General features: G+C 62.3%; 22 protein-coding genes and 1 pseudogene. 11 read left to right on the top strand and 12 right to left on the bottom strand.

Features of this window, described 5'->3' with window-relative positions; genetic code table 11:
• Entirely contained in the window at positions 1-582 is a 582-nt protein-coding gene (locus tag V6607_RS06905; RefSeq protein WP_134325861.1) for a YceI family protein, read from the bottom strand.
• 61 nt (positions 583-643) lie between these two features.
• On the opposite strand from V6607_RS06905, the pseudogene V6607_RS06900 reads away from it, so the two are divergent.
• A pseudogene (locus V6607_RS06900) lies at positions 644-730 on the top strand (outer membrane lipoprotein carrier protein LolA); the annotation flags it as partial.
• Positions 731-742: 12 nt separating this feature from the next.
• Here V6607_RS06900 and V6607_RS06895 read toward each other — a convergent pair.
• From V6607_RS06895 to V6607_RS06870, 6 genes are all read right to left on the bottom strand, one after another.
• Entirely contained in the window at positions 743-1513 is a 771-nt protein-coding gene (locus V6607_RS06895; RefSeq protein WP_003209157.1) for a helix-turn-helix domain-containing protein, read from the bottom strand.
• Positions 1514-1577: 64 nt separating this feature from the next.
• Positions 1578-3020: an amidase gene (locus V6607_RS06890; protein ID WP_134325860.1), complete on the bottom strand. Its 1443-nt coding sequence runs from the start codon at positions 3018-3020 to the stop codon at positions 1578-1580.
• Positions 3017-4327 carry a citrate-proton symporter gene (locus tag V6607_RS06885; RefSeq protein WP_087692639.1) on the bottom strand — a complete coding sequence of 437 codons (1311 nt, stop codon included), beginning with the start codon at positions 4325-4327 and terminating at the stop codon, positions 3017-3019. Before V6607_RS06885 ends, V6607_RS06890 begins: the two co-directional genes overlap by 4 nt.
• 56 nt (positions 4328-4383) lie before the next feature.
• Positions 4384-5559: a M20 aminoacylase family protein gene (locus V6607_RS06880; protein WP_008430881.1), complete on the bottom strand. Its 1176-nt coding sequence runs from the start codon at positions 5557-5559 to the stop codon at positions 4384-4386.
• Between the two features lie 129 nt (positions 5560-5688).
• The gene (locus V6607_RS06875) at positions 5689-6003 is read right to left on the bottom strand and encodes a hypothetical protein (protein ID WP_003209165.1); all 315 of its coding nucleotides are present in this window, start codon (positions 6001-6003) and stop codon (positions 5689-5691) included.
• Complete coding sequence (locus V6607_RS06870; RefSeq protein WP_134325859.1) at positions 6000-7079, bottom strand: serine hydrolase; 1080 nt, start codon at positions 7077-7079, stop codon at positions 6000-6002. Before V6607_RS06870 ends, V6607_RS06875 begins: the two co-directional genes overlap by 4 nt.
• Positions 7080-7856: 777 nt before the next feature.
• On the opposite strand from V6607_RS06870, the gene olsB reads away from it, so the two are divergent.
• Both olsB and V6607_RS06860 read left to right on the top strand, forming a co-directional pair.
• Entirely contained in the window at positions 7857-8612 is a 756-nt protein-coding gene (gene olsB / locus V6607_RS06865) for an L-ornithine N(alpha)-acyltransferase (RefSeq protein ID WP_008431132.1), read from the top strand.
• Complete coding sequence (locus V6607_RS06860) at positions 8612-9403, top strand: lysophospholipid acyltransferase family protein (RefSeq protein WP_003219789.1); 792 nt, start codon at positions 8612-8614, stop codon at positions 9401-9403. The genes olsB and V6607_RS06860 overlap by 1 nt, the downstream gene beginning before the upstream one ends.
• A 109-nt stretch (positions 9404-9512) precedes the next feature.
• Here the strand turns inward: V6607_RS06860 and V6607_RS06855 are convergent, their stop codons facing one another.
• Positions 9513-10097, bottom strand: coding sequence for an ACP phosphodiesterase (locus V6607_RS06855; protein ID WP_003219791.1), 585 nt, complete (start codon positions 10095-10097; stop codon positions 9513-9515).
• Positions 10098-10253: 156 nt separating this feature from the next.
• Between V6607_RS06855 and V6607_RS06850 the strand changes: the two genes are divergently transcribed.
• From V6607_RS06850 to V6607_RS06840, 3 genes are read left to right on the top strand one after another with little or no spacing between them, the layout of a single operon-like run.
• Positions 10254-10568, top strand: a complete 315-nt coding sequence (locus tag V6607_RS06850) for a helix-turn-helix transcriptional regulator (RefSeq protein WP_003219793.1) — start codon at positions 10254-10256, stop codon at positions 10566-10568.
• Between the two features lie 13 nt (positions 10569-10581).
• Positions 10582-11748 (top strand): MFS transporter, encoded by a 1167-nt coding sequence (locus tag V6607_RS06845; RefSeq protein ID WP_003219795.1) that lies wholly within the window; start codon positions 10582-10584, stop codon positions 11746-11748.
• Between the two features lie 26 nt (positions 11749-11774).
• A complete protein-coding gene (locus V6607_RS06840) occupies positions 11775-12830 on the top strand; it encodes an alkene reductase (protein ID WP_003219797.1) in 1056 nt (351 codons plus the stop codon).
• Positions 12831-13060: 230 nt separating this feature from the next.
• On the opposite strand, the gene V6607_RS06835 is transcribed toward V6607_RS06840, so the two are convergent.
• On the bottom strand, positions 13061-13693 hold the full coding sequence (locus tag V6607_RS06835; RefSeq protein WP_003219798.1) for a TetR family transcriptional regulator: 633 nt from the start codon (positions 13691-13693) through the stop codon (positions 13061-13063).
• A gap of 286 nt (positions 13694-13979) precedes the next feature.
• On the opposite strand from V6607_RS06835, the gene V6607_RS06830 reads away from it, so the two are divergent.
• The 5 genes from V6607_RS06830 to V6607_RS06810 all read left to right on the top strand — a co-directional run bounded on the left by V6607_RS06830 (position 13980) and on the right by V6607_RS06810 (position 22148).
• Positions 13980-15128 carry an efflux RND transporter periplasmic adaptor subunit gene (locus V6607_RS06830; RefSeq protein WP_003219800.1) on the top strand — a complete coding sequence of 383 codons (1149 nt, stop codon included), beginning with the start codon at positions 13980-13982 and terminating at the stop codon, positions 15126-15128.
• A 3-nt stretch (positions 15129-15131) separates the two neighbouring features.
• On the top strand, positions 15132-18293 hold the full coding sequence (locus V6607_RS06825) for an efflux RND transporter permease subunit (protein ID WP_003219803.1): 3162 nt from the start codon (positions 15132-15134) through the stop codon (positions 18291-18293).
• The gene (adeC, locus tag V6607_RS06820) at positions 18290-19747 is read left to right on the top strand and encodes an AdeC/AdeK/OprM family multidrug efflux complex outer membrane factor (RefSeq protein ID WP_003219806.1); all 1458 of its coding nucleotides are present in this window, start codon (positions 18290-18292) and stop codon (positions 19745-19747) included. Before V6607_RS06825 ends, adeC begins: the two co-directional genes overlap by 4 nt.
• Positions 19748-19919: 172 nt before the next feature.
• Positions 19920-21170, top strand: coding sequence for an OprD family porin (locus tag V6607_RS06815; protein WP_008431143.1), 1251 nt, complete (start codon positions 19920-19922; stop codon positions 21168-21170).
• A 78-nt stretch (positions 21171-21248) separates the two neighbouring features.
• Entirely contained in the window at positions 21249-22148 is a 900-nt protein-coding gene (locus tag V6607_RS06810; RefSeq protein WP_166742188.1) for a polysaccharide deacetylase family protein, read from the top strand.
• Here the strand turns inward: V6607_RS06810 and pcaC are convergent.
• From pcaC to V6607_RS06795, 3 genes are all read right to left on the bottom strand, one after another.
• A complete protein-coding gene (gene pcaC / locus V6607_RS06805) occupies positions 22145-22537 on the bottom strand; it encodes a 4-carboxymuconolactone decarboxylase (protein ID WP_008431145.1) in 393 nt (130 codons plus the stop codon). The two genes, V6607_RS06810 and pcaC, sit on opposite strands and share 4 nt — an antisense overlap.
• Positions 22538-22723: 186 nt before the next feature.
• Positions 22724-23515: a 3-oxoadipate enol-lactonase gene (pcaD, locus tag V6607_RS06800; protein ID WP_003219815.1), complete on the bottom strand. Its 792-nt coding sequence runs from the start codon at positions 23513-23515 to the stop codon at positions 22724-22726.
• 10 nt (positions 23516-23525) lie between these two features.
• Positions 23526-24890, bottom strand: coding sequence for a 3-carboxy-cis,cis-muconate cycloisomerase (locus V6607_RS06795; RefSeq protein WP_008431146.1), 1365 nt, complete (start codon positions 24888-24890; stop codon positions 23526-23528).

The raw sequence follows: 24890 nt of genomic DNA, 5'->3' as shown, positions 1-24890 counted from the left end.
TCAGCGCGCCGTGAAAATCAGTACCGCACCCACCGGCACCGACAGGCTGATCTGCGACAGCCCGGCGGCCTTGCGCAATGCGGCTACCCCTGGCAGCAAATCGAAATCCTCGGCGTGCACCACCAATGGCTCCAGGGTGACCACCTGGAAGCGTCGGTCATCCAGGCGGGTCGCCAGCAATTCGGTGCTGTAGGTCTGGGTCTTGCCGTGCAGGGTCACCGACAGCGGCAGGCGCAGCTCGTATTGCGCGCCGGGGGCCAGGTCGTTGATCGGTTGCAGGTTGATCTGCGCATTGATCACCGCGTCCGGGAAGGTCTTGATCTCGAACAGCTCATTGCGCATGCGCTCGTCGCGCAGCGGGATGCCGCTGTTGATCGACTCCAGTTCGACTTCCAGCTGCGCCGCGCCTTTGCTGTCGACCTTGCCATGCAGCACCAGGAAGCGCTGCACTTCAGCGATGTCGGTGTTCTTGGTGGTGACGAACGACAGGCGCGAGGACTCGTTGTCCAGGTACCAGTCGGCGTGGGCAGGCACGGCGGCAGCGGCCAGCAGCAGGAAGGCCATGGGTTTGAACAGGGACATAAAGACTCTTGGGGCAAAAAACCTGGGCGAACAGTAACAAAGACCTCCTGTAGGAGCGAGCTTGCTCGCGAAGGTTGCCAACGATGACGCGGGCATTCTGAATGAACGCGGTGCCTGTGAGTTCTTCGCGAGCAAGCTCGCTCCTACGGGGGAACGGTGGTCAGGCCAACGCCTGCTGCACATCGCGAATCGTCGACTCCAGGCTGGCCAGGTGCAGGCTCAGCACCCGTTCCACCGGTGCCTGATCCATCGGCCAATGCAGCGCCATGCTGCCCACCAACCGGCCATTGGCCCGGACCGGCAAGGCCACCGCGCGAATCAGGAACGGCAGGCGCACCGGATATTCCCAATAGCCTTCGGTGCGTTGGCCAAACCCCTGGTGCTGGGATTGTTCACACGCCCGGTATTGATCGTCTTCCGCCACATGCTCACGGCCTGCCAGGCGCTGCACTTCATCCGCCGACAGTTGCGCCAGGCACGCCTTGCCCATGGCCGAATGAAACAGGCTGGCGTGCTGGCCGACGATCTGGCAATTGTTCGGGTAGAGCTTGCGCAGCACCGTGGGGATCGCGCTTTCCATCACTTCCAGGCGTTCGCCGTCGAAGCTCGACAGGTCCACCACCAGGCCGGTGCGCTCGCTGAGGTCCAGCAGCCACGGCGCGGCGCTTTCCACCAGTTGGCGCTTGAAGCGTTGCTGGGTGTCGCCGAACAACCGTCTGGCCCGCAGGCGGTAACGCCGGTCGCTGAGGCCACGATAGATCCAGCCCTGTTCCTGCAAGGTCAGCAGCATCCGCGAGACCGTGGCCTTGGGCAGGTGAGTCAGGTAATGCAACTCTTCCAGCCCCAGCGCCTGATGCTCGCCGAGCAATTCGATGATCGCCAGTGCCCGCCCTACTGAGCGTACGGTTCCCGTCTCGGCGTCGCTGCCCATGTGTCGATCTCCTTGATGCCGATGGATGATCTGATTTCACAGCAAGATACAGGCCCGTCGCGGCTCAACCGGTCGCCGAGAGGCAAGCTGGCGGTCGCCGCTGCACCCAGTGGGTCAGTTGTTCGTGGGCGTACGCCAGTTGCAACACCGCCCTGTCCGCCTGGGCCGGGCCGATGATCTGCAGGCCCATGGGCAAGCCCTGGGGGTTGAAACCCACCGGCACGTTCATGCTCGGCAGGCCGGCCAGTGTGGGGCCGATCACCACTTCCATCCAGCGGTGGTAGGTGTCCATCTCGCGCCCTGCGACGAGGCGTGGCCAGGCTTGTTGTGCATCGAAAGGGAACACTTGGGCGGTGGGCAGCAACAGGAAATCGTAACGTTCGAACAGTTTGCCGAGGGCGCGGTACCAGTCGCTGCGGTTGATCGAAGCCTGGTAAACGTCCGCCGCACTCAGTTGCAATCCGCCCTGCACTTCCCATTGCGCCTCCGGCTTGAGCAGTGCACGTTTTTGCGGGTCGGCGAAGGCCGCGCCGAGGGAGCCCTGGATCAGCCAATGGCGGTGCACCAGCCAGGTCTGCCACAGGCGTTCCAGAGAAAATTCCGGTTGGCAGTGCTCGACCTCGCAACCCAGCGCAGCGAAGTCCTTGAGGGCCGATTCGCACAGGCTCATCACGCCGTCTTCCATCGGCAGGTAACCGTTGTAATCCCCGAGCCAGCCCAAGCGTGCACCCTTGAAGTCGCGCTGCAATGGCTCACCCAACACCGCCGGATCCTCCTTGAGCGACAGCGGCACCCGAGGGTCATAGCCGGCCTGCACACTCAGCAGCCGCGCCACATCCGCCACGCTGCGACCCATCGGGCCTTCCGTGGCCAGTTGCTGGACGAACAGCTCCGGCGCCGGCCCGTGAGGCACCCGACCCTGGGACGGACGCAGGCCAAATACGTTATTGAACGCCCCCGGGTTTCGCAGCGAGCCCATCATGTCGCTGCCATCCGCTACCGGCAGCATGCGCAATGCCAGCGCCACCGCCGCGCCGCCGCTGCTGCCACCGGCCACCAGGCGCGGGTCATAGGCGTTGCCGGTGGTGCCGAACACGCTGTTGTAGGTCTGCGAGCCCAGGCCAAATTCCGGCACGTTGGTCTTGCCGATGATGATCGCGCCACTGGCCCGAACCCGCGCCACGCTGATCGCATCTTCTTGAGGAACATGCTCGGCGAACAGCGGCGAACCGAGGGTGGTGCGCAGGCCCCGGGTCGCCGCCAGGTCCTTGATCGCCTGGGGCATGCCGTGCATCCAGCCACGGGATTGGCCTTGGTCCAACTCGCGATCACGCTGCGCCGCTTCGGCCAGCACGTCCTCATGGGAGCGCAGCGAGACCAGCGCATTCACCGTCGGGTTGAAGCGTTCGACCTGGGCCAGATACGCCTGCATCACTTCATGGCAGGACACCTGCCGCGCATGGATCGCCCGAGACAGTTCGATGGCATCCAGTTCAACAATACTCAAGGTTTCACCTCGCTGGAAAACGGCGCCGGTCGTTTCGCCCGTGGCGCCTCATGCATGCAGTAAGTGCCCAGCAGCGTCAGGACGCAAGCGAACAGCACATAAAATGCCGGGGCTACCGGCGTGCCCAGCACCTTGCTGAGCCAGGTGACGATCAACGGCGCAAAGCCCCCGAATACCATCACCGCCACGTTGTAAGCCACCGACACCCCGGTGGAGCGTACTTCGATGGGAAACTGCTCGGCCAGGGCCGTCGGCGCCGGGCCGAAAAAGCCGCCGATGGCAGTGCACAACATCACCTGCATCACCAGCAAACGCTCGATGGACGGTGCCGCCGCGACCCACACATACAGCGGGTACACCATCACAAAAAACGCCAGGGTGAACGCCATCAATACCGGGCGCCGACCGAACCGATCCGACAGCAGGCCGGACAGCGGAATCACCACGGTCATCAGCGCCACCGCGAACATCTGCACCATCAATACCTGGTCCAGCGGCAGGCCGAGGTTCTTGTGGGCGAAGGTCGGCATGTTCACCAGCACCACGTAGAACGACACCGTTGCACCACAGGCCAGGCCCATCGAAACCAAGATGCTGCGGCGGTGGTCGCGGATGACGTCCATCAAGCTCGGCGCCGCACCCTTGGCCTGTTTGCGTGCCTCGATAAATTCCTCGGGGTCTTCCATGTGCCGGCGGATCCACAAGCCCACGGGACCGATCAGCAAGCCGAAGATGAACGGCAGGCGCCAGCCCCAGACTTCAAGGGTTTGCGGCTCGAAGAAGTGCGTGACCAACGCCACCATCGCCGCGCCGCCGAACACCGCCAGGCACTGTCCCACCAACTGCCAGGAACCGTACAGGCCCTTGCGATGGGCCGGCGCGCTCTCCACCAGAAACGCCGTGGCACTGGCGTATTCACCGCCGGTGGCAAAGCCCTGGAGCATGCGCGCAACCACGATCAGCATCGGCGCGCCCATGCCGATGGCAGCATAGCTGGGGGCGAAAGCGATCAGGGCGATGGAGATGGTCATCAACCGGATGATCAGTTGCATCGCAGCCTTGCGGCCTTTGCGGTCCGAATACATGCCCAGCAGAATCCCGCCCACCGGGCGCATGAAGAAGCCGACGCCAAAGGTGGCCAGGGCCATCAGCAGCGAGGCGTATTCATCCTCCGAGGGGAAAAACTGCCGGGCGATAATGCTGGCGAGAAAGCCGTAGACGATGAAGTCATACCATTCCAGCGCATTGCCGATCACCGCCGCCACCACTTGGCGGGTGCGGGATACACCTTGTTTTGAAGCCTGCATGGGAACACTCCATTCAACCAGTCGGAAAAGGGTCCAGCGGCAGAAAAAAGAGGTCGTCAGGCGGGCTTGAGCCAGCTCTCGGCCAGCGCGCCCCAGTAGGCGGCGCCGGTCAACAGGATGTCGTCGTTGAAGTCATAGGCGGGGTTGTGGACCATCGGCCGCGACACGCCGTTGCCGATAAACAGGTAGCTGCCGGGGCAGCGTTGCAGCATCCAGGCGAAGTCTTCGCTGCCCATCAGCTTGGTGGTGTTGCCGTCGACGGCACCTTCACCCAGCAGGGCGACGCCGACCTGGCGGGCGAATTCGGTTTCTTCGGGATGGTTGACCAGCACAGGATAGGCCGGGCGATGTTCGATCTGCGCGGTGCAGCCGAAGCTCGCGGCCTGGGTCAGGATGATCGCCTTGACCCGCTCCAGCATCAGCTCACGCACGTTCGCATCCAGGGCACGCAGGCTCAAACGCAACAGTGCTTGTTGGGGAATCACATTGGCCGCCTGGCCCGCTTGCAACGCACCGACAGTCACCACGGCGGCTTCCTGGGCATTGATATTGCGCGCCACCACGGTCTGCAGCGCCATGACCATACTCGCGGCGGCCACCAGCGGGTCCACCGTCAGGTGCGGCATGGAGCCGTGGCCGCCGACACCTTCGAGGGTCACGGTGAGCAGGTCCTGGGAGGCCATCATCGGCCCGACCCGCAGGCCCAGATGGCCGGCGGGCAAGCCCGGCATGTTGTGCATGCCGAACAGTGCGTCGCAGGGAAAACGCTCCAGCAAGCCGTCGGCGAGCATGGCTTCGGCGCCGCCCTGGCCTTCTTCGGCGGGCTGGAAAATCAGGTTCAGGGTGCCGTCGAATTGACGGGTCGCGGCCAGGTAACGCGCGGCGCCCAGCAGCATGGTGGTGTGGCCGTCATGACCGCAGGCATGCATGCAGCCGGCGTGTTGGCTGCTGTAGCTGGCGCCGGTGTTTTCGATGATCGGCAACGCGTCCATGTCGGCGCGGATACCGAGCTTGCGCGAGCTGCTGCCATTGCGCAGCACACCCACCACGCCGGTCTGGCCGATGCCGGTGTGGACTTCGTAGCCCCAGTTACGCAGGGATTGCGCCACCAGGGCGGAGGTGCGGTTTTCTTCAAAACCCAGTTCGGGGTGGGCGTGAATGTCCTGACGCACGGCGTGCAGGTCGCTGGCGACATCGCTCAGCCAATCCAGGATGTGCTGGTGTGGGCTCATGGTGATTCTCCTCGCAGGCGGGTGTTCCCGTTCTTTTTCGTTGCACACCGCCAGATAACCGCGATGTGCGCAGGAGGACAATCAAAGGTGGTTCCACCCTGTGGAACCTCAGCCCCACCTGTGGCTGCATTAGGGCAAGAGGCGGCAGCCCTCGCGTTGGCCCAGCCATTGGGCACTGTGGGTGCGGCCCAGGCCGCTGGCGGTCACGAGGTGTTTTTCAGGGTTGTCGGTGAAGGCGCTGGTGGGCACGTATTGCTTCACATAACCCAGGCAATAATCAGCGGGATTGCCTTCCACATATCGGCAGGAGCAGTACTCCTTGGCGGTGTAGGCCGCGATGATGTCGGGGAAGGCTTGCAGGTTGACCCGCTCGTGCCAGACCCAGCCGAGCAACACGAGTAACAGCAGGATCAACAGGCTGATGACGGGATGACGGCGGATCATGGTTGCACCGCTGCAAGGACGCGCTTGAGGAGTTCGTTGTGGCGATAGCTGCCGTCGCGGTCGTCGCCATAGCGCACGATGACCAGCTGTTTTTCGGGCATCACGTAGAGCGCCTGCCCCCAGTGGCCGAGGGCGGCGAAGGTGTCGGCGGGCGCGTCCGGCCAGGGTCTGGCGGCACCCTGCACTTCGCGGTTGAGCCACCATTGGCCGCCCGGAACGGCTTCGTCCTGGCCCGCCTTGTACTTGTCGAACGGTTGGCGATTGAACGCGACCCACTCCTTGGGCAGCAATTGTTGCTCGCCCCAACGGCCGTCGCGCTGCATCAACAGGCCGACGCGGGCCAGGTCGCGGGCGGTGAGGTAGGCGTATGAGGACGCGACGAAGGTTTCCTCGGCATCGCTTTCCCAGGTGGCGTTGTGGATGCCCAGTGGCTGGAACAGGGCGGTCCATGGGTAGTCGACGTAGGCCTTGTGGCCGAGCATGCCCTTGAGGGTGGCGGACAGGATATTGCTGTCGCCACTGGAGTAGCGGAATGCCTGGCCGGGGGCGCTGTAGGTCGCGGTGTCGGCGGCGAACTCGGCCATGTCGTGGTGGCCGCGGGTGTAGAGCATGGCGACCACCGAGGATTTCAGCGGGGCGTATTCGTAGTCTTCCTGCCAGTCGAGGCCCGAGGCCCAGTGCAGCAGGTCGGCCATGGTCACGCCGGGGTGTTGTTTCATCGGCGGGTAAAAGCGCGCGGCGGGGTCGGTGAGTTTGAAGCGGTTTTCGCCGAAGGCCACGCCGAGCACGGTGGCCATCAGGCTTTTGCTGATAGACCAGGTCAGGTGCGGGGTGCTGGCGGTGGTGGGGGCGGCGTAGCGTTCGTAGATGATCTGGCCGTCGCGGATGACCATCAAGGCGTCGGTGCGGACGCCTTTGCGGGTGGTGTCATCGCGGGGTGGGAAGGCGTAGTCATCCAAGGCCTTGGCTGCCGGGCCGGTCAGGGGCTGGCCTTGGGACCATTCCTTCTCCGGCCAGGTTTCGGCGTGGGCTGTCAGGGTGAACAGCAGCGCGGCGTATAGGAGGCCTTTGAACATGGATTGGGACTCGGGGGCATTCAAGCCCGCGAGCCTAGCCCAGGGGGATGACGGTTTTGTTACGGACTCTGGGGTGAGTACATATCCGTTATTTGGGTGATGGCTGATATGGGTTCCGCTCTTACAGCGGCTCACTTTTGAACAGCGCAAAAGTAAGCGGGCACGGTCAAATGTGGGAGCTGGCTTGCCTGCGATGGCATCAACTGGGTCTGCCTGATACACCGAGGTGTCTGCATCGCAGGCAAGCCAGCTCCCACAGAAAAGCAGAGCTGCATCAGCTTCATTTGGCTTTCGCTCTGGCTTTTGATCTGGCTTCTAAACACTCAAGCCGGCCGGTAGGCCGCTGTGCTCTTGCTTTTGATCTTGATCTGCGGGCCCCGTTAACCACGATGGCCGCAAGTAGGCACGGTGGAGCGGGTAAATCGGCAAGGATGCCGATTTAGCCGCGCCGGGCCATGGATGGCCCGTCGCGGCGGCCCGCGGAACCGGGCCGGAGTGCGGGCATGCCGAGCCTAGGCGAGGCACCGAGTGGTGGGGCAAAGACCTTTTGGTTACTTTTGGGGCGTTTGCCAAAAGTGACCCGCTGTAAGAGCGGAACCCTAAGCAGCCGTTACCTAAATAACGGATATGTACTCAATCCCCCTGCAAACCACCACCAAGCCCCCTGTCATCTAAGCGTCACCGTAACTTCATGGAGATGACACCGGCCCTACATAGCCTGACATGGCACAAACAAGTCGACCGGCCGTAACCCTGGCCGGCACTCGGAGACTCGCCATGACTCAGATCGCCCGCATCAGCGACACCGGCAATGAACGCCGCCTGCAAGCCGAACGCCTGATCGGCGCCCAGGCTTTGCAGGAAGCCCAGGCCCTGCGGTTCAACGTGTTCAGCGGCGAATTCAACGCCAAGCTGAAAGGCGCTGAACTGGGCCTGGACATGGATGACTATGATGTTCACTGCAGCCACATCGGCGTGCGGGATTTGAACAGCGGTCGACTCGTCGCCACCACCCGTTTGCTCGATCACCAGGCCGCCACCACCCTGGGCCGCTTCTACAGCGAAGAAGAATTCAGCCTCCACGGCCTGCTGCACCTCAAAGGCCCCATCCTGGAAATCGGCCGCACCTGCGTCGACCCCGCCTACCGCAACGGCGGCACCATCGCCGTGTTGTGGGGCGAGCTGGCCGAAGTCCTCAACCAGGGTGGCTACAGCTACCTAATGGGCTGCGCAAGCATCCCGATGCACGACGGCGGCATCCAGGCCCACGCCATCATGCAGCGCCTGCGCGAACGCTACCTGTGCAACGAACACCTGCGGGCCGAGCCGAAAAAGCCGCTGCCGGCACTGGACCTGCCATCCAACGTCATCGCCGAAATGCCCCCCTTGCTCAAGGCCTACATGCGCCTGGGTGCAAAGATTTGCGGCGAACCCTGCTGGGACGAAGACTTCCAGGTCGCCGACGTGTTCATCCTGCTCAAGCGCGACGAGCTGTGCCCGCGGTATGCCCGCCACTTCAAGGCAGCCATGTGATGAGCCGCCTTCGGGTGTACGGGCGAATTGCCCGCGTGCTGGTGGTGGTGGCCCTGGGTTTGACCATGGCCAGTGTGTTTGGCGTGTTTGAACGTCTGGGCGTGGCCAACTCGATGGTGCGCCGGCAGCGCTGGTCGCGTTTTTTCATGGCACGGCTGACCAACGCCCTGCCCTTTCGCGTGACCGTTCACGGTGAGTTGCCGCAACAGTCGATGCTGTGGGTCAGCAACCACGTATCGTGGACCGATATCCCGCTGCTGGGGATGGTGGCGCCGATGTCGTTCCTGTCCAAGGCCGAGGTGCGCACCTGGCCGGTGGCGGGCTGGTTGGCCGCCAAGGCAGGCAGTCTGTTCATCCGCCGAGGTTCGGGGGACAGCCAGTTGATTCGCAAACAGATGACGCGTCATCTGGAACAACAACACCCGCTGTTGATGTTCCCGGAAGGCACCACCACCGACGGCCGCGCCCTGCGTACGTTCCACGGGCGGTTACTGGCCAGTGCGATTGATGCCGATGTGTCGCTGCAACCGGTGGCGATTCGTTATCTGCGCGATGGCCACATCGACCCGCTGGCACCGTTTATTGGCGACGATGATTTGCTCTCGCACTTGATGCGCTTGTTCGGCAATGACCAGGGCGACGTGGAAATCCATCTGCTCAAGCCGATTGCCTGCGCCGGGCAGGAACGTGCGGCGCTGGCGTTCCAGGCGCAGCAGGCGGTGCAGAAGGCGTTGTTTGGCCCCCTTCCAGAAGCTGAGCAAATGCCAGCGCGGCCAGCATTCGCGGCCTGAAGCGAGCACGGTGAAAAATGTGGGAGCGGGCTTGCTCGCGAAGGCGGTGCATCAGTCAGCAGATTCATAAGCTGACCCACCGCTTTCGCGAGCAAGCCCGCTCCCACATTTATAGTTGTATTGCCAACTGGCTATTTGAGAACCGCTGCAATTCTGGGTAAAACACCCGAAAGTCCTCGCTCAACGGCTCGTACAGCGCTCGTAATTCCTGCATGGCATGGCCCAGTTCTTCGGGCCGTGTCAGGCGCCGGCCAATTCCTCGAAGTACCTGTTCCATCACCGCAAATTCGCGGTACGAACCCAGCCAGTCATCCGCCGCCATGTACGGCGCAATCTGCGCCAGCCGCCCCGGCAACGCCGGCTCTTCGGCGAGCACCCGGTAAACCTCAGAGGTAAATCGCTCCAGCGGCTGATCGGCATATAACGCCCAGTCCCGCGCCAGGCAGTGGTCGAAAAACACATCGAGGACAATCCCGGCATAGCGGCGCCGGGTCAGGGTGAAGCGCGACAGCGCCTGCCCGATCAGCGGATGACTGTCGGTGTAGCGATCGATTGAGCGATGCAACTGAATCGCCGACTCGATTTGCGGGCTGAACTGGCCTTGCAGGCGCCCTTTAACAAAGTCGCCATACAGGCTGCCAAGCAATTGAGCAGGAAGTTGGCCGCCGAGGTGCAGATGTGCGAGATAATTCATGGCGCGCAGTCTAGCACTGCCGTCAACGTATCGTTATAACCCGATATACCGATTCAATCTGGTTTAAGACCAAAATCATATTGGTATATCGGGATACAACGATTTAAAGTTCGCCTCATCGCGATATAACGTTTTACAAAACCGAGCATCACTGCCATGTCCATCGACCTCGACGAAATAATAAAAGCCCTGGCGCACCCAGTACGGCGAGACATCCTCAACTGGCTGAAAGACCCGAAAGTGCAATTCCCCGAGCAGCTGCACAACCACGAATACGGCATTTGCGCCGGGCAGATCGACCAGCGCTGCGGGCTGTCTCAGTCCACCGTGTCGGCGCACCTGGCGAACCTGCAACGGGCGGGGCTGATCAGCAGCCAGAAGGCCGGCCAATGGCACTTTTTCAAACGCAATGAGGACGTGATCCAAGCCTTCCTCAAAGCGCTCACCGAAGAACTCAGCGCACCGCTGTAACAAGGACCCATCAATGCCTCTCTCGCTACTCATCCTGGCCTTAAGCGCCTTCGCCATCGGTACCACCGAGTTCGTCATCATGGGCCTGTTGCCCGATGTGGCGGCCGACCTCGGTGTATCGATTCCCGGCGCCGGCTGGCTGGTGACCGGCTACGCCCTGGGCGTGGCCATCGGTGCCCCCTTCATGGCACTGGCCACCGCCAAGCTGCCGCGCAAGGCCGCCCTGGTAGCGTTGATGGGCATCTTCATCATCGGCAACCTGCTCTGCGCCCTGGCCAGTGACTACAACGTGCTGATGTTTGCCCGTGTGGTCACCGCGCTGTGCCACGGTGCCTTCTTCGGTATCGGTTCGGTGGTCGCCGCCAACCTGGTGCCGGCCAACAAGCGTGCTTCGGCCGTGGCGCTGATGTTCACCGGCCTGACCCTGGCCAACGTGCTCGGCGTACCGCTGGGCACCGCGCTGGGTCAGGAAGCCGGCTGGCGCTCGACCTTCTGGGCCGTGACGGTGATTGGGGTGATCGCCCTGATCGGTCTGATCCGCTTCCTGCCGGCCAAGCGTGACGAGGAAAAACTCGACATGCGCGCCGAGCTCAGAGCACTCAAAGGCGCCGGCATCTGGCTGTCGCTGAGCATGACCGCGCTGTTCGCTGCGTCGATGTTCACCCTCTTCACCTACGTCGCGCCGCTGCTGGGGGACGTCACCGGTGTTTCGCCCAAGGGCGTGACCTGGACCCTGCTGCTGATCGGCCTGGGCCTGACCGTCGGCAACATTATCGGCGGCAAGCTGGCAGACAAGCGCCTGGCTGCCACCCTGATCGGCGTGTTCATCAGCATGGCGGTGGTGTCCACCGTACTGACCTGGACCAGCGTCGCCGTGATCCCGACTGAAATCACCCTGTTCCTCTGGGCCACCGCCTCGTTTGCCGCCGTACCGGCACTGCAAATCAACGTGGTGACCTTCGGCAAGGCCGCACCGAACCTGGTGTCCACCTTGAACATCGGCGCCTTCAACATCGGCAACGCCCTCGGCGCCTGGGTGGGCGGCAGCGTGATTGCCCACGGCTTCGGCCTGACCAGCGTGCCCCTGGCCGCTGCTGCACTGGCCGTGCTCGCGCTGCTGGTGACCCTGATTACTTTCCGTCAGACCGGCGATGCCGACCTGGCCCCCGCGACTAACTGATCAACTAAAGAGAAGGGTGTTATCCCATGACGACTATTTTCGATCCGATCAAACTGGGCGACCTGGAACTGTCGAACCGCATCATCATGGCGCCGCTGACCCGCTGCCGTGCCGACGCCGGTCGCGTGCCCAATGCGCTGATGGCTGAGTACTACGTCCAACGCGCTTCCGCCGGGCTGATCCTCAGCGAAGCCACCTCCGTAACGCCAATGGGCGTGGGTTACCCGGACACCCCGGGCATCTGGTCCAACGACCAGGTTCGCGGCTGGGCCAATGTGACCAAGGCCGTGCACGGTGCAGGCGGCAAGATCTTCCTGCAACTGTGGCACGTGGGCCGGATCTCCCACGAGTCGTACCTGGACGGCGAAGCACCGGTTGCCCCAAGCGCCATCGCAGCCAAGGGCCACGTCAGCCTGGTGCGTCCACTGGCCGACTACCCTACCCCGCGCGCCCTGGAAGTCGCTGAAATCGCCGATATCGTCGACGCCTACCGCGTAGGTGCCGAGAATGCCAAGGCCGCCGGTTTTGACGGCGTGGAAGTCCACGGTGCGAACGGCTACCTGCTCGACCAGTTCCTGCAAAGCAGCACCAACCAGCGCACCGACAACTACGGCGGCTCCCTGGAAAACCGCGCACGCTTGCTGCTCGAAGTCACTGACGCCGTGATTGAAGTCTGGGGCGCCGGTCGCGTCGGTGTGCACCTGGCACCACGCGCCGACGCACACGACATGGGCGACGCCAACCTGTCGGAAACCTTCACCTACGTCGCCAAAGAGCTGGGCAAGCGTGGCATCGCGTTCATCTGCTCCCGTGAAAAGGAAGCGGGCGACAGCCTCGGCCCACAACTGAAAGCCGCCTTCGGTGGCCCGTACATCGCCAACGAACGCTTCACCAAGGACAGCGCCAACGCGTGGCTGGCTTCGGGCAAGGCTGACGCCGTGGCATTCGGCGTGCCGTTCATCGCCAACCCGGACCTGCCGGCTCGCCTGAAGGCCGATGCACCGCTGAACGAAGCACATCCAGAGACTTTCTACGCCAAAGGCCCGGTCGGCTACATCGACTACCCGACCCTGGCACTCTGATCTGCTGAAACGAAAAAGCCCCGACTTGCGAGAGCCGGGGCTTTTTTATGGGCCGCAGGAAACATTCCTTCACAGCCTTGCAACAATATTGCTACAAAATACTTAGCCAACTACCTATCAACCGCCCGCCAGCCCGTATATAACGTCACCCCACAAAATCAGGGAAAAGCCTGATTGACCAGCCCCGGTGTTTATTGTTGACACAACTGGTCGCAATTACGCATTTTGTCTTAATTGCGCAGGCCAGGGCTCAAGCGCAGCATGTCCAACGCGATATCGACCCAGCGCTCTGCGTCCTGGGCCAACTGGAAACTGTCGGGCACCAGCAGCCACTGGCCGAGAATTCCGTCGATATAGGCGTGCATGCACACCGCGGCACGTACGGTGTCGAGATTCTCCGGAAGCTGCCCGCGATGGACCGCGTTACGCAAGGTCAGCCCGATGCGCAGGTTGCATTCGAGGCTGGCGGTCTGGCGCTGACGGCGCAGATCACACATTTCATCGGTGAATTCGCACTTATGAAACAAAATCTCATTGATGCGCCGGGTCTTCGGGTCCAGGGCCACTTGATGGAACAGATGAATCAGCAGCTTGCGCATGCAACCCAGCGGATCGACCTCGTCCTCGCTCTCACTGGCCCTGGCCAATTCATCCAGCGGCTCGTGCAGCGTATCGAGCATCGCCTGCACCAGGTCGGCCTTGTTGCTGAAATGCCAGTAGATGGCACCACGTGTCACGCCTGCCAGCGCGGCAATATCCGCCAGCGTGGTACGCGCAACCCCGCGCTCGTAGAAGGCCTGCTCGGCCGCTTCAAGAATCTGGCTGCGCGTTTCCTGAGCTTCCTCTTTGGTACGACGAACCATGGCAGTAAAACCTCAATCAGGAGACTTGGGGTGATCGGTAACGCAGACTCAACCGCTGCTAACGACCATCTGAATAATTGTGGGACGACGCCGTCAAGGGCGCCGAACGTACTAGAATCGAGGCTTTGGACGCTGCTTTGTCAACATTCCGCGAAGCCTGTCAAGAGTTTACAAACAACCATGAACGTAAGTATATTGCGTAGCAAGCTACTTATCCACTCAGTGCCTGTTTTTTACCCTTCCACACTTCTTGTGCGCACTCTGCGCGCCTGACCCGAGGATCTTCATGCAACTTAAGCCAGCTGTTACCGCCCTGGTTACTGCCGTCGCCCTGGCATCGCTGCTCAGCGGATGTAAAAAGGAAGAAGCGGCTCCGCCCGCTCAAACCCCTCAGGTCGGCGTGGTCACTATTCAACCTCAAGCCTTTACCCTGACATCCGAGCTGCCAGGCCGCACCACGGCCTATCGCATTGCCGAGGTTCGCCCTCAGGTCAACGGCATCATTCTCAAGCGTCTGTTCAAGGAAGGGGGCGACGTCAAGGAGGGCCAGCAGCTCTATCAGATCGATCCGTCGGTGTATGACGCCTCGCTGAAAAGCGCCCAGGCCAACCTTGCCCAGACCAAATCGATTGCCGATCGCTACAAGCAGTTGGTCGATGAGCAGGCCGTCAGCCGCCAGGAATACGACACCGCCGTGTCCAACCGCATGACCTCTGAAGCCAACGTGCAAACGGCCCAGATCAACGTGCGCTACACCAAGGTGTTTGCCCCAATCTCCGGGCGTATCGGTCGCTCTTCGGTCACCGAAGGCGCGCTGGTCAGCAACGGCCAGACCGACGCCATGGCAGTGATCCAGCAACTGGACCCGATCTACGTCGACGTCACGCAGTCCTCTGCCGAGATGCTGAAACTGCGTCGTGACCTGGAAAGCGGCCAACTGGAAAAAGCCGGCGAAAACGCGGCCAAGGTCAAGCTGACCCTGGAAGACGGCACCGCCTACGGCGTGGAAGGCAAGCTGGAATTCTCCGAAGTCTCGGTCGACGAAACCACCGGTTCCGTGACCCTGCGTGCCGTATTCCCGAACCCTGACCACACCCTGCTGCCGGGCATGTTCGTCCACGCGCAGTTGCAAGCCGGTGTGAACAGCAAGGCCATCCTGGCACCACAGCAAGGCGTGACCCGCGACCTGAAGGGCATCCCGACCGCGCTGGTGGTGAACAAGGACAACAAGGTCGAGCAACGTGTACTGGTGGCCAACCGCACTACCGGCGCCTACTGGCTGGTGGAAAAAGGCCTGAACGCCGGTGACCGTGTGATCACCGAAGGCCTGCAATTCATCAAGCCGGGCATCGAAGTCAAGGTCAAGGACGCTGATAACGCCAAACCCGCCGGTTCCGCTGCTGCTCCTGCTGCCGCTGCTGGTCAAGGGGAGTAATTCATGTCGAAATTTTTTATCGACCGTCCCATTTTCGCCTGGGTAATTGCCCTGGTGATCATGCTGGTCGGGGCACTGTCGATCCTGAAGTTGCCCATCAACCAGTACCCGGCCATCGCGCCAACCGCCATTGATATCCAGGTGACCTACCCGGGCGCGTCTGCACAAACCGTGCAGGACACCGTGGTGCAGGTCATCGAACAACAGCTCAACGGTATCGACAACCTGCGTTATGTCGCCTCGGACAGTAACTCCGACGGCAGCATGACCATCACCGCGACGTTCAACCAGGGTACCAACCCGGACATCGCCCAGGTTCAGGTACAGAACAAGCTCAACCTGGCGACCCCGCTGCTGCCACAAGAAGTACAGCAGCAGGGTATCCGCGTTACCAAATCGGTGAAGAACTTCCTGATGGTGATCGGTCTGGTGTCGGAAGACGGCAGCATGACCAAGGATGACCTTTCCAACTACATCGTTTCCAACATCCAGGACCCGATTTCCCGGACCGCCGGTGTGGGCGACTTCCAGGTGTTCGGTTCCCAGTACGCCATGCGTATCTGGCTCGATCCGGCCAAGCTGAACAACTACCAGCTGACGCCAGTGGATGTCAGCAACGCCATCCAGGCGCAGAACGTCCAGGTGGCCACCGGCCAACTCGGCGGCCTGCCTGCCCTGCCCGGCACTCAGTTGAACGCCACCATCATCGGCAAGACGCGTCTGCAAACCACTGAAGCGTTCGGCAATATCCTGATGAAGGTCAATACCGACGGTTCCCAGGTTCGCCTGGGTGACGTTTCGCGTATCGAACTGGGCGGCCAGAACTACAGCATCAGCGCACAGTTCAACGGCAAGCCGGCTTCCGGTATGGCGATCAAGCTGGCAGCCGGTGCCAACGCACTGGACACCGCCAAGGCGATTCGCGAAACGGTTGCGTCCCTCGAACCGTTCTTCCCGCCTGGCATGAAGGCTGTGGTGCCGTATGACACCACGCCGGTTGTGACCGAATCGATCTCCGGTGTGGTTCACACCCTGATCGAAGCGATCGTGCTGGTGTTCCTGGTGATGTTCCTGTTCCTGCAGAACTTCCGCGCCACCATCATCACCACCATGACCGTACCGGTGGTATTGCTGGGTACCTTCGGGATCCTCGCTGCGTTCGGCTTCACCATCAACACCCTGACCATGTTCGGCATGATCCTGGCCATCGGCTTGCTGGTGGACGATGCCATCGTTGTGGTGGAGAACGTCGAGCGGGTAATGGCCGAGGAGCACTTGTCGCCCAAGGAGGCGACGGTCAAGTCCATGGGCCAGATCCAGGGGGCCCTGGTGGGTATCGCCCTGGTGCTGTCGGCGGTATTGCTGCCAATGGCGTTCTTCGGTGGTTCCACCGGTGTGATCTACCGCCAGTTCTCCATCACTATCGTTTCGGCGATGGCGCTGTCGGTACTGGTTGCCCTGGTCTTCACCCCGGCCTTGTGCGCCACCATGCTCAAGCCGATTGACCCGGAAAAACACGGCCAACCCAAGCGCGGTTTCTTCGGCTGGTTCAACCGTACCTTCGACCGTGGCGTACTGAGCTACGAGCGCGGCGTCGGTAACATGATCAAGCACAAGTTCCCGGCGTTCGTGGTCTATGCCCTGATCCTTGCCGGCATGATCTGGATGTTCACCCGCATTCCAAGCGCGTTCCTCCCAGAGGAAGACCAGGGCGTGATCTTTGCCCAGGTACAAACGCCGGTGGGTTCTTCGGCTGAACGTACGCAGAAAGTCATCGACGATATGCGCGCCTACCTGTTGAACGACAAGGAAGGCGAGCCAGGCGAAGGCAAGGCTGTCAAATCGGTGTTTACCGTGAACGGCTTCAACTTCGCCGGTCGTGGCCAGAGCTCGGGCCTCGCGTTCGTGATGCTCAAGCCGTGGGACGAGCGTGACTCGAGCCAGTCGGTATTTGAGGTTGCCAAGCGTGCCCAGGGTTACTTCTTCGGGGCCTTCAAGGACGCCATGGTATTTGCCGTGGTGCCACCTTCGGTACTCGAACTGGGTAACGCCACCGGTTTCGACGTGTTCCTGCAAGACCAGGGCGGCGTCGGACACCAGAAGCTGATGGATGCGCGTAACCAGTTCCTGGGTGCCGCGGCACAAAGCAAGATCCTGGCGGGCGTGCGCCCCAACGGCGTGAACGATGAGCCGCAGTACGAGCTGACCGTTGACGACGAGAAGGCCAGTGCCCAGGGCATCAGCCTGGCAGACATCCAGCAGACCCTGGCAATCGCCTTGGGTGGCAGCTACATCAACGACTTCATCGACCGTGGTCGTGTGAAGAAGGTGTATGTACAGGGTGACGCCGCCAGCCGGATGTCTCCGGAAGACCTGAGCAAATGGTACGTGCGCAGCACGTCCGGGAAGATGGTGCCGCTGTCGGCCATCTCTTCGGGCAAGTGGATCTTCGGTTCGCCGAAACTCTCGCGCTATAACGGTGTAGCGGCGATGGAAATCCTCGGTACCCCGGCACCTGGCTACAGTACCGGTGATGCGATGGCGGAAGTCGAACGCATTGCCAAGGACCTGCCGGCTGGCGTTGGTTACTCCTGGACCGGCCTGTCGTACGAAGAACGTCTGTCCGGCTCCCAGGCACCTGCGCTGTACGCCCTGTCGCTGCTGGTGGTGTTCCTCTGCCTCGCGGCACTGTACGAAAGCTGGTCGATCCCGATTGCGGTGATTCTGGTTGTACCGCTGGGTGTGATCGGTGCGTTGATCGCCACCAGCCTGCGGGGACTGTCCAACGACGTGTTCTTCCAGGTGGGTCTGTTGGTGACGGTGGGTCTGGCAGCGAAAAACGCCATCCTGATCGTGGAGTTCGCCAAGGAGCTCCACGAGCAGGGCAAAGGCATTGTCGAGTCGGCCATCGAGGCATCCCGCATGCGTCTGCGACCGATCATCATGACGTCCATGGCGTTCATGCTCGGCGTACTGCCCCTGGCAATTTCCACCGGTGCCGGCTCAGGTAGCCAGCACGCCATCGGTACGGGCGTAATTGGCGGTATGATCACCGCCACGGTCCTCGCGATCTTCTGGGTACCCCTGTTCTTCGCAACCGTGTCCTCCGCTGGCGAGCGTAAAAAGACTGAACCCAAGCAAACTCCTAAAGAGGCTGGCCAATGAGCAAGTCGCTACTTTCCTTAGCTGTCACGGCATTCGTGCTCAGTGGCTGCTCGCTGATCCCGGACTACCAGCGCCCTGAAGCGCCGGTAGCCGCGCAGTTCCCGCAGGGGCCGGCGTATTCGTCGGCCCAGGCGCCGGGCCAGGCGGCTGCCGAGCAGGGCTGGAAGCAGTTTTTCCATGACCCTGCCCTGCAACAGCTGATCCAGACCGCCCTGGTGAACAACCGCGACCTGCGTGTCGCGGCCCTGAACATCGATGCGTATGCCGCGCAGTACCAGATCCAGCGCGCCGACCTGTTCCCGGCGGTTTCGGCCACGGGCAGCGGCAGCCGTACGCGCACCCCGGCCAAGCTGTCGCAGACCGGCGAAGCGGGCATCACCAGCCAATACTCGGCGGGCCTCGGGATCAGTTCTTATGAGCTGGACCTGTTCGGCCGCGTACGCAGCCTGAGCGAACAAGCGCTGCAACAATACTTCGCGACCGAAGAAGCGCGTCGCACCACCCAGATCAGCCTGGTGGCCAGCGTGGCCAACGCCTACCTGACCTGGCAGGCCGACAAGGAGCTGCTCAAGCTCACCCAGGACACCCTGGGCGCGTACGAGCAGAGCTTCAAACTGACCTCGCGCAGCAATGAAGTCGGCGTGGCTTCGGCCCTGGACCTGAGCCAGGCCCGTACCTCGGTGGAAAACGCCCGGGTTGCACTGGCGCGTTATACCCGCCAGGTGGCCCAGGACGAAAACAACCTGACCCTGCTGCTGGGTACCGGCCTGCCGGCGAACATCGTCAGCCGGCCATTGGCTGATGACCTGTTGAGCGAAGTACCGGCCGGCCTGCCATCGGACCTGCTGCAACGTCGTCCCGACATCCTGCAGGCCGAGTACAACCTCAAGGCGGCCAACGCCAACATCGGTGCGGCACGCGCTGCGTTCTTCCCGAGCATCACCCTGACCGCCAGCGCCGGCACCGCGAGCCCGACCCTGGGCGGCCTGTTCAAGGGCGGTTCGGGTACCTGGTCGTTTGCACCGCAGATCAACATCCCGATCTTCAACGCCGGCAGCCTGCGCGCCAGCCTGGATTACTCGAAAATCCAGAAAGAGATCAACGTCGCCAACTACGAGAAAGCCATCCAGACCGGCTTCCAGGAAGTCTCCGACGGCCTCGCCGCCCGTGAGACCTACAAGCAGCAACTGGACGCCCAACGTGGCTTCGTCGCGGCCAACCAGGATTACTACCGCCTGGCCGAGCGTCGCTACCGTATTGGTGTCGACAGCAACCTGACGTTCCTCGACGCCCAGCGCCAACTGTTCAGTGCCCAGCAATCGCTGATCACCGACCGCCTGGCGCAGCTCAACAGCGAGGTCAACCTGTACAAGGCCCTCGGTGGTGGCTGGAACGAACAGACCGCGAAGAACGAACCGTTGAAAGAAGAAGCACCGCCCTTGAAGTTGTTCTGATAGTGGCGCAGTAGACAAAAACCGCTTCCCGCCCAGGAAGCGGTTTTTTTACGCCCATGACTTTGCGTTCGATCATCGCCCACAACCCGCTCTCCCCCACTTTCATCGCCCCCGCACCGCCCCGCACCATGGCCGCCACCTGCATAACCCCAATAACAACAGGTCTGACACCATGAGCACTTTCGACCCGCGCCGGCTTTTGCTGGCAACCGCTGTCGCCAGCATTGCCCTCCCCGTTGTCGCTGAAGAACACGGCTTCCTGGAAGACGCCAGCGCCAACCTAAACCTGCGTAATTTCTTCTTCAACCGCAACTACACCAACCCCAGCAAGACCCAGGGCGGCGCACAGGAGTGGACGCAAAGCTTCATCCTCGACGCCAAATCCGGCTTCACCCAGGGCACCGTCGGTTTCGGCGTGGATGTACTGGGCCTGTACTCATTGAAGCTCGATGGCGGACGCGGCACGGGTGGCACCCAGCTGTTGCCGCTGGACCACGATGGCCGCCCGGCGGATGAATTCGGGCGTCTGGGCGTGGCGTTCAAGGCACGGGTTTCAAAGACAGAAGTGAAAGTCGGCGAATGGATGCCGGTGCTGCCGATCCTGCGTTCGGACGATGGCCGCTCGCTCCCGCAAACCCTGCGCGGCGGGCAAATCACCTCCAAGGAAATCGACGGCCTGACCCTGTACGGCGGCCAGTTCCGCGCCAACAGCCCACGGGACGACAGCAGCATGACCGACATGTCCATGTTCGGGAAAACCGCGTTCACCTCCGACCGCTTCAACTTCCAGGGCGGCGAATATGCCTTCAACGACAAACGCACCCAGATCGGTGTGTGGAACGCCCAACTCAAGGACATCTACAGCCAGCAATACCTCAACCTGATCCACAGCCAACCGGTGGGCGACTGGACCCTGGGCGCCAACCTCGGGTTCTTCTATGGCAAGGACGACGGCAGCGCCCGCGCCGGTGACCTCGACAACAAGACCTGGTCCGGACTGTTCTCGGCCCGATACGGCGGCAACACGTTCTACGTCGGCCTGCAAAAACTCACCGGCAACAGCGCCTGGATGCGCGTCAACGGCACCAGCGGCGGCACCCTGGCCAACGACAGCTACAACGCCAGCTACGACAACGCCCAGGAAAAATCCTGGCAGGTACGCCATGACTATAACTTCGCCGCCCTGGGTATTCCGGGCCTCACGCTGATGAACCGCTACATCAGCGGCAGCAACGTACACAGCGGCACGGTGACCGATGGCAAGGAATGGGGACGGGAAAGTGAAGTGGCCTACGTGGTGCAGAGCGGAGCGCTGAAGAATCTCAATGTGCGCTGGCGTAACTCCAGCATGCGCCGGGACTACAATAACAACGAGTTTGATGAAAACCGGTTGATCGTCAGTTACCCGATAAGCCTGCTGTAAAGCCTCGACAGTCTTGTTGTATGGTGCGCGCGTGTCATGGATGACCCGCCCCAGCAGCCAATGTCATTCGAGTCCGCCATGAAACACTTCGCCACCGTATCGGCCGCACTAGCCCTGGCCCTGAGCCTCAGCGGTTGCATCGGCCCGCCTCTGGCGCTGACACCGCAAACCGAACAACGCCTGAAAACCGAGGCGCCAATCCGTTTTTTGCTGACCTTCGATGACGGCCCCAGCGCCTCGGGCTTCATGAACCCCAGCCGTTCGGTGATGGCGGACCTGGCGAACAACCCGATACAGCCGGGGATCAAGGCGGTGTTCTTCCTGCAGACCGAGGCGCCCCGCTCCGGCGGCAACCCGCGGGGCTACAAGACCATGGAGCGCGAATACGCGGCCGGCCATATCCTGGGCTTCCACACCGCGACCCCGTGGCACAGCAACCATCGCTTGCAGAATCCGGCTGAACTGGAGCACTACCTCAGCCTGGGTTCATCGACCCTCACCTCCATCACCGGCCAACCGCCCACACTGGTACGCCCGCCGTTCTGGAACTACGACAAGCGCACCTTCGCCGCCTATCAGCAACACGGCATGCATGTGTTGCTGACCGACCTGAGTGCAAACGATGGGGTGATCTGGGTGTTCAACGGCAGCCCGCGTCGACGGGAAAACCTGATACGCCAACTCTCGGTGGTGCGTGAGCGCATCGCCAAAGGCGAATTACCGACGGTGGACGGCGTGATCCCGGTGGTGGTGACCTTCCACGATATCAACCGCTACACCGCCTGGCACTTGAAGGAATACCTGCAAATCCTGCTGGACAGCGCCCATATCAATGGCGTGCCCCTCGCCACACAGCCTTTCTACACCGACCGGGCAACCTTGCAGCGAGCCGCCATGGCCCGCACGGTAAAAAGCGCCGACGAAGTGGTGCACCTGCCCGGTGTGTGGAATTGGGTGTGGGACGCTGACTCGCACTAGACGCGCGACTCTACCCCCAACTCATCCCACACCGACTCGGCCAAGTGAAACGTCGCATTCGCCGCCGGGATCCCGCAATAGATCGCGCTCTGCATCAGCACTTCCTTGATCTCGGCGCGGGTCACACCGTTGCTCGCGGCGGCGCGCAGGTGCAGCTTCAGCTCTTCGCTGCGGTTCATGCCAATGAGCATGGCGATGGTGATCAGGCTGCGGGTATGCCGCGGCAGCCCCGGGCGGGTCCAGATATCACCCCAGGCATGGCGGGTGATCATTTCCTGGAACTCGCTGTTGAACTCGGTCAGGGCGTTGAGGCTGCGGTCGACGTGGGCGTCGCCCAGCACTTCGCGGCGCACTTGCAGGCCTTCGGCATAACGTTGTTTCTCGTCCACAAAACGCTCCTCATGCAACGGTGACGACAGGCACATACCTGTGGCGAGGGAGCTTGCTCCCGTTGGGTCGCGCAGCGACCCCAGTGAGGCCGCTGCAGGGTTTTACAAATAGTTGGGTTGCGGCTGCTCAGGGGCTGCTAGCAGCCCAACGGGAGCAAGCTCCCTCGCCACAGGGTTCAGCGATACTCAGCGCGATAGCAGAAATTCCAGCACACGGTCGCTGAACGCCGCACCGGCTTGCACGTTGGACAAGTGCGCGGCATAGAACTCGGCATACTCGGCGCCCTGCACATGCGCCTGGATAAAGTGCCCACCCGCCGGCGGCGTCACCGCATCTTCGCTGCCTGCGATCACCAGGGTCGGCACCTTGATCGACGCCAGTTGCTCGCGGAAATCCGCGTCGCGCACGGCCGCGCAGTTTGCGGCATAACCCTGGGGATCAGTCGCCGCCAGCATATCGGTGATCAGCTTGGCCTGGTCAGGATGAGCCTCGGCGAAGTCTGCGGTGAACCAGCGGGCAATTGACGCATCACGCAGGGCAACCATCGCGGCCGCACCGTCGCGCAGGACCATCTCGATGCGTGGGTTCCAGATCTCGGGCGTGCCGATCTTCGCGGCGGTGTTGCACACCACCAGCCGGCGCAAACGCTCACCCGCGTTGATCCCCAGCCACTGGCCGATCAGGCCGCCCATGGACAACCCGCAGAAATGCGCGCGCTCGATCTGCAACGCATCCAGCAGCGCCAACACGTCACGGCCCAATTGCTCGATGCTGTAGGGGCCTTCGGTGACCAGCGACTTGCCATGGCCCCGGGTGTCGAAACGCAGCACCCGGAAGTACTGGGTGAACGCCTCGATCTGGATGTCCCACATATGCAGGTCGGTGCCCAGGGAGTTGGACAGCACCAGTACCGGTGCATCTTCGGGGCCATCGAGTTGGTAGTTCAGTTCGCCATCGGCGAGTTGTACAAATCCCACAGCAGCCTCCTCAGGCAGTCAAAGCAAAATGTTCGGCCACGGCCCGGGTGACCCAGGTGTGCGCCTGGCCCAGGTAGTGCGCCGGGTCCAGCAGGCGATCGAGTTCGGCCGCCGAAAGCTCGGCAGTCACTTGCGGTTCATCCCCCAGCACCGCCCGCAGGTGGCGCCCGTCGGCGACGGCGCGTTTGCAGCATTGTTCCAGCAGATGGTGCGCGGTTTCGCGGCCCAGGCGCTGGGCGAGGACGATGCTGACCGCTTCGGCCAGTACCAGGCCCTGGGTCAGATCAAGGTTTTGGACCATGCGCCGGGGATCGACTTCCAGGCCTTCGCTGACCAGCAGCGCCTGGTGCAATGCACCGGATACCAGCCGGCAAATCTCCGGCAGGGTTTCCCATTCGGCGTGCCACAGGCCCAGGCTGCGTTCGTGTTCCTGGGGCATCGCGCTGAACATCGTTGCCACCAGGCCGGGCACTCGCGTGGCAGCGCTGATCAGCACGGCAGCGCCCACCGGGTTGCGCTTGTGGGGCATGGTCGAAGAGCCGCCCTTGCCGGGGGCCGACGGCTCAAACACTTCCGCCGCTTCGGTCTGCATCAGCAGGCTGATGTCGCGACCCAGCTTGCCGAGGCTGCCGGCGATCAAACCGAGCACCGAGGCAAACTCCACCAGGCGGTCGCGCTGGGTGTGCCAGGGTTGCTCCGGCAGGCCCAACTGCAACTCGGCGGCCAGTGCTTGCGCCACCGGCATCGCCTGTTCACCGAGGGCCGCCAGGGTTCCGGAAGCACCGCCAAATTGCAGCACCAGCAAACGCGGCTTGAGCTCACTGAGGCGCTGCCGGTTGCGGGTGACTGCGCCGAGCCAACCGGCGATCTTCATGCCCAGCGTGACCGGCGTTGCATGCTGCAGCCAGGTCCGGCCCGCCAAAGGAGTTGTCCCGTAACGCTGGGCCTGGGCGGCAAGAATGTCTCCCAACCGCGCCAGATCATGTTCGATCAGCTCGACCGCACTGCGCAGTTGCAGCACCAGGCCGGTGTCCATCACATCCTGGCTGGTAGCGCCCAGATGCACATAACGTTCGGCGCCGGCATCTTCGCTGGCGATCAACTTGCCGAGGGCCTTGACCAACGGAATCGCAGAGTTGCCTGCGGTGGCGATGGCGTCGCCGAGGGCATCTACGTCGTAGAGAGAAGCCAGGCAGGCCTGGGCAATGGGCGCGACGGCCGCTTGCGGGATCAACCCGACCTGAGCCTCAGCCCGGGCCAGCGCCGCTTCGAAATCCAGCATGCCCTGCAAACGCCCCTGGTCGCAGAACACTTCGGCCATGCCGTTGGCGGTGAAGTAGGCGTCGAACAGTTGGTTGCTCGTGCGCATCGTCAT

Origin of the sequence: Pseudomonas sp. KK18 (assembly GCF_037094675.1) — a bacterium.
GTDB lineage: Bacteria > Pseudomonadota > Gammaproteobacteria > Pseudomonadales > Pseudomonadaceae > Aquipseudomonas.
Note: the sequence above shows the minus strand (reverse complement) of the source record. Positions and strands in the feature narration are given on the sequence as shown.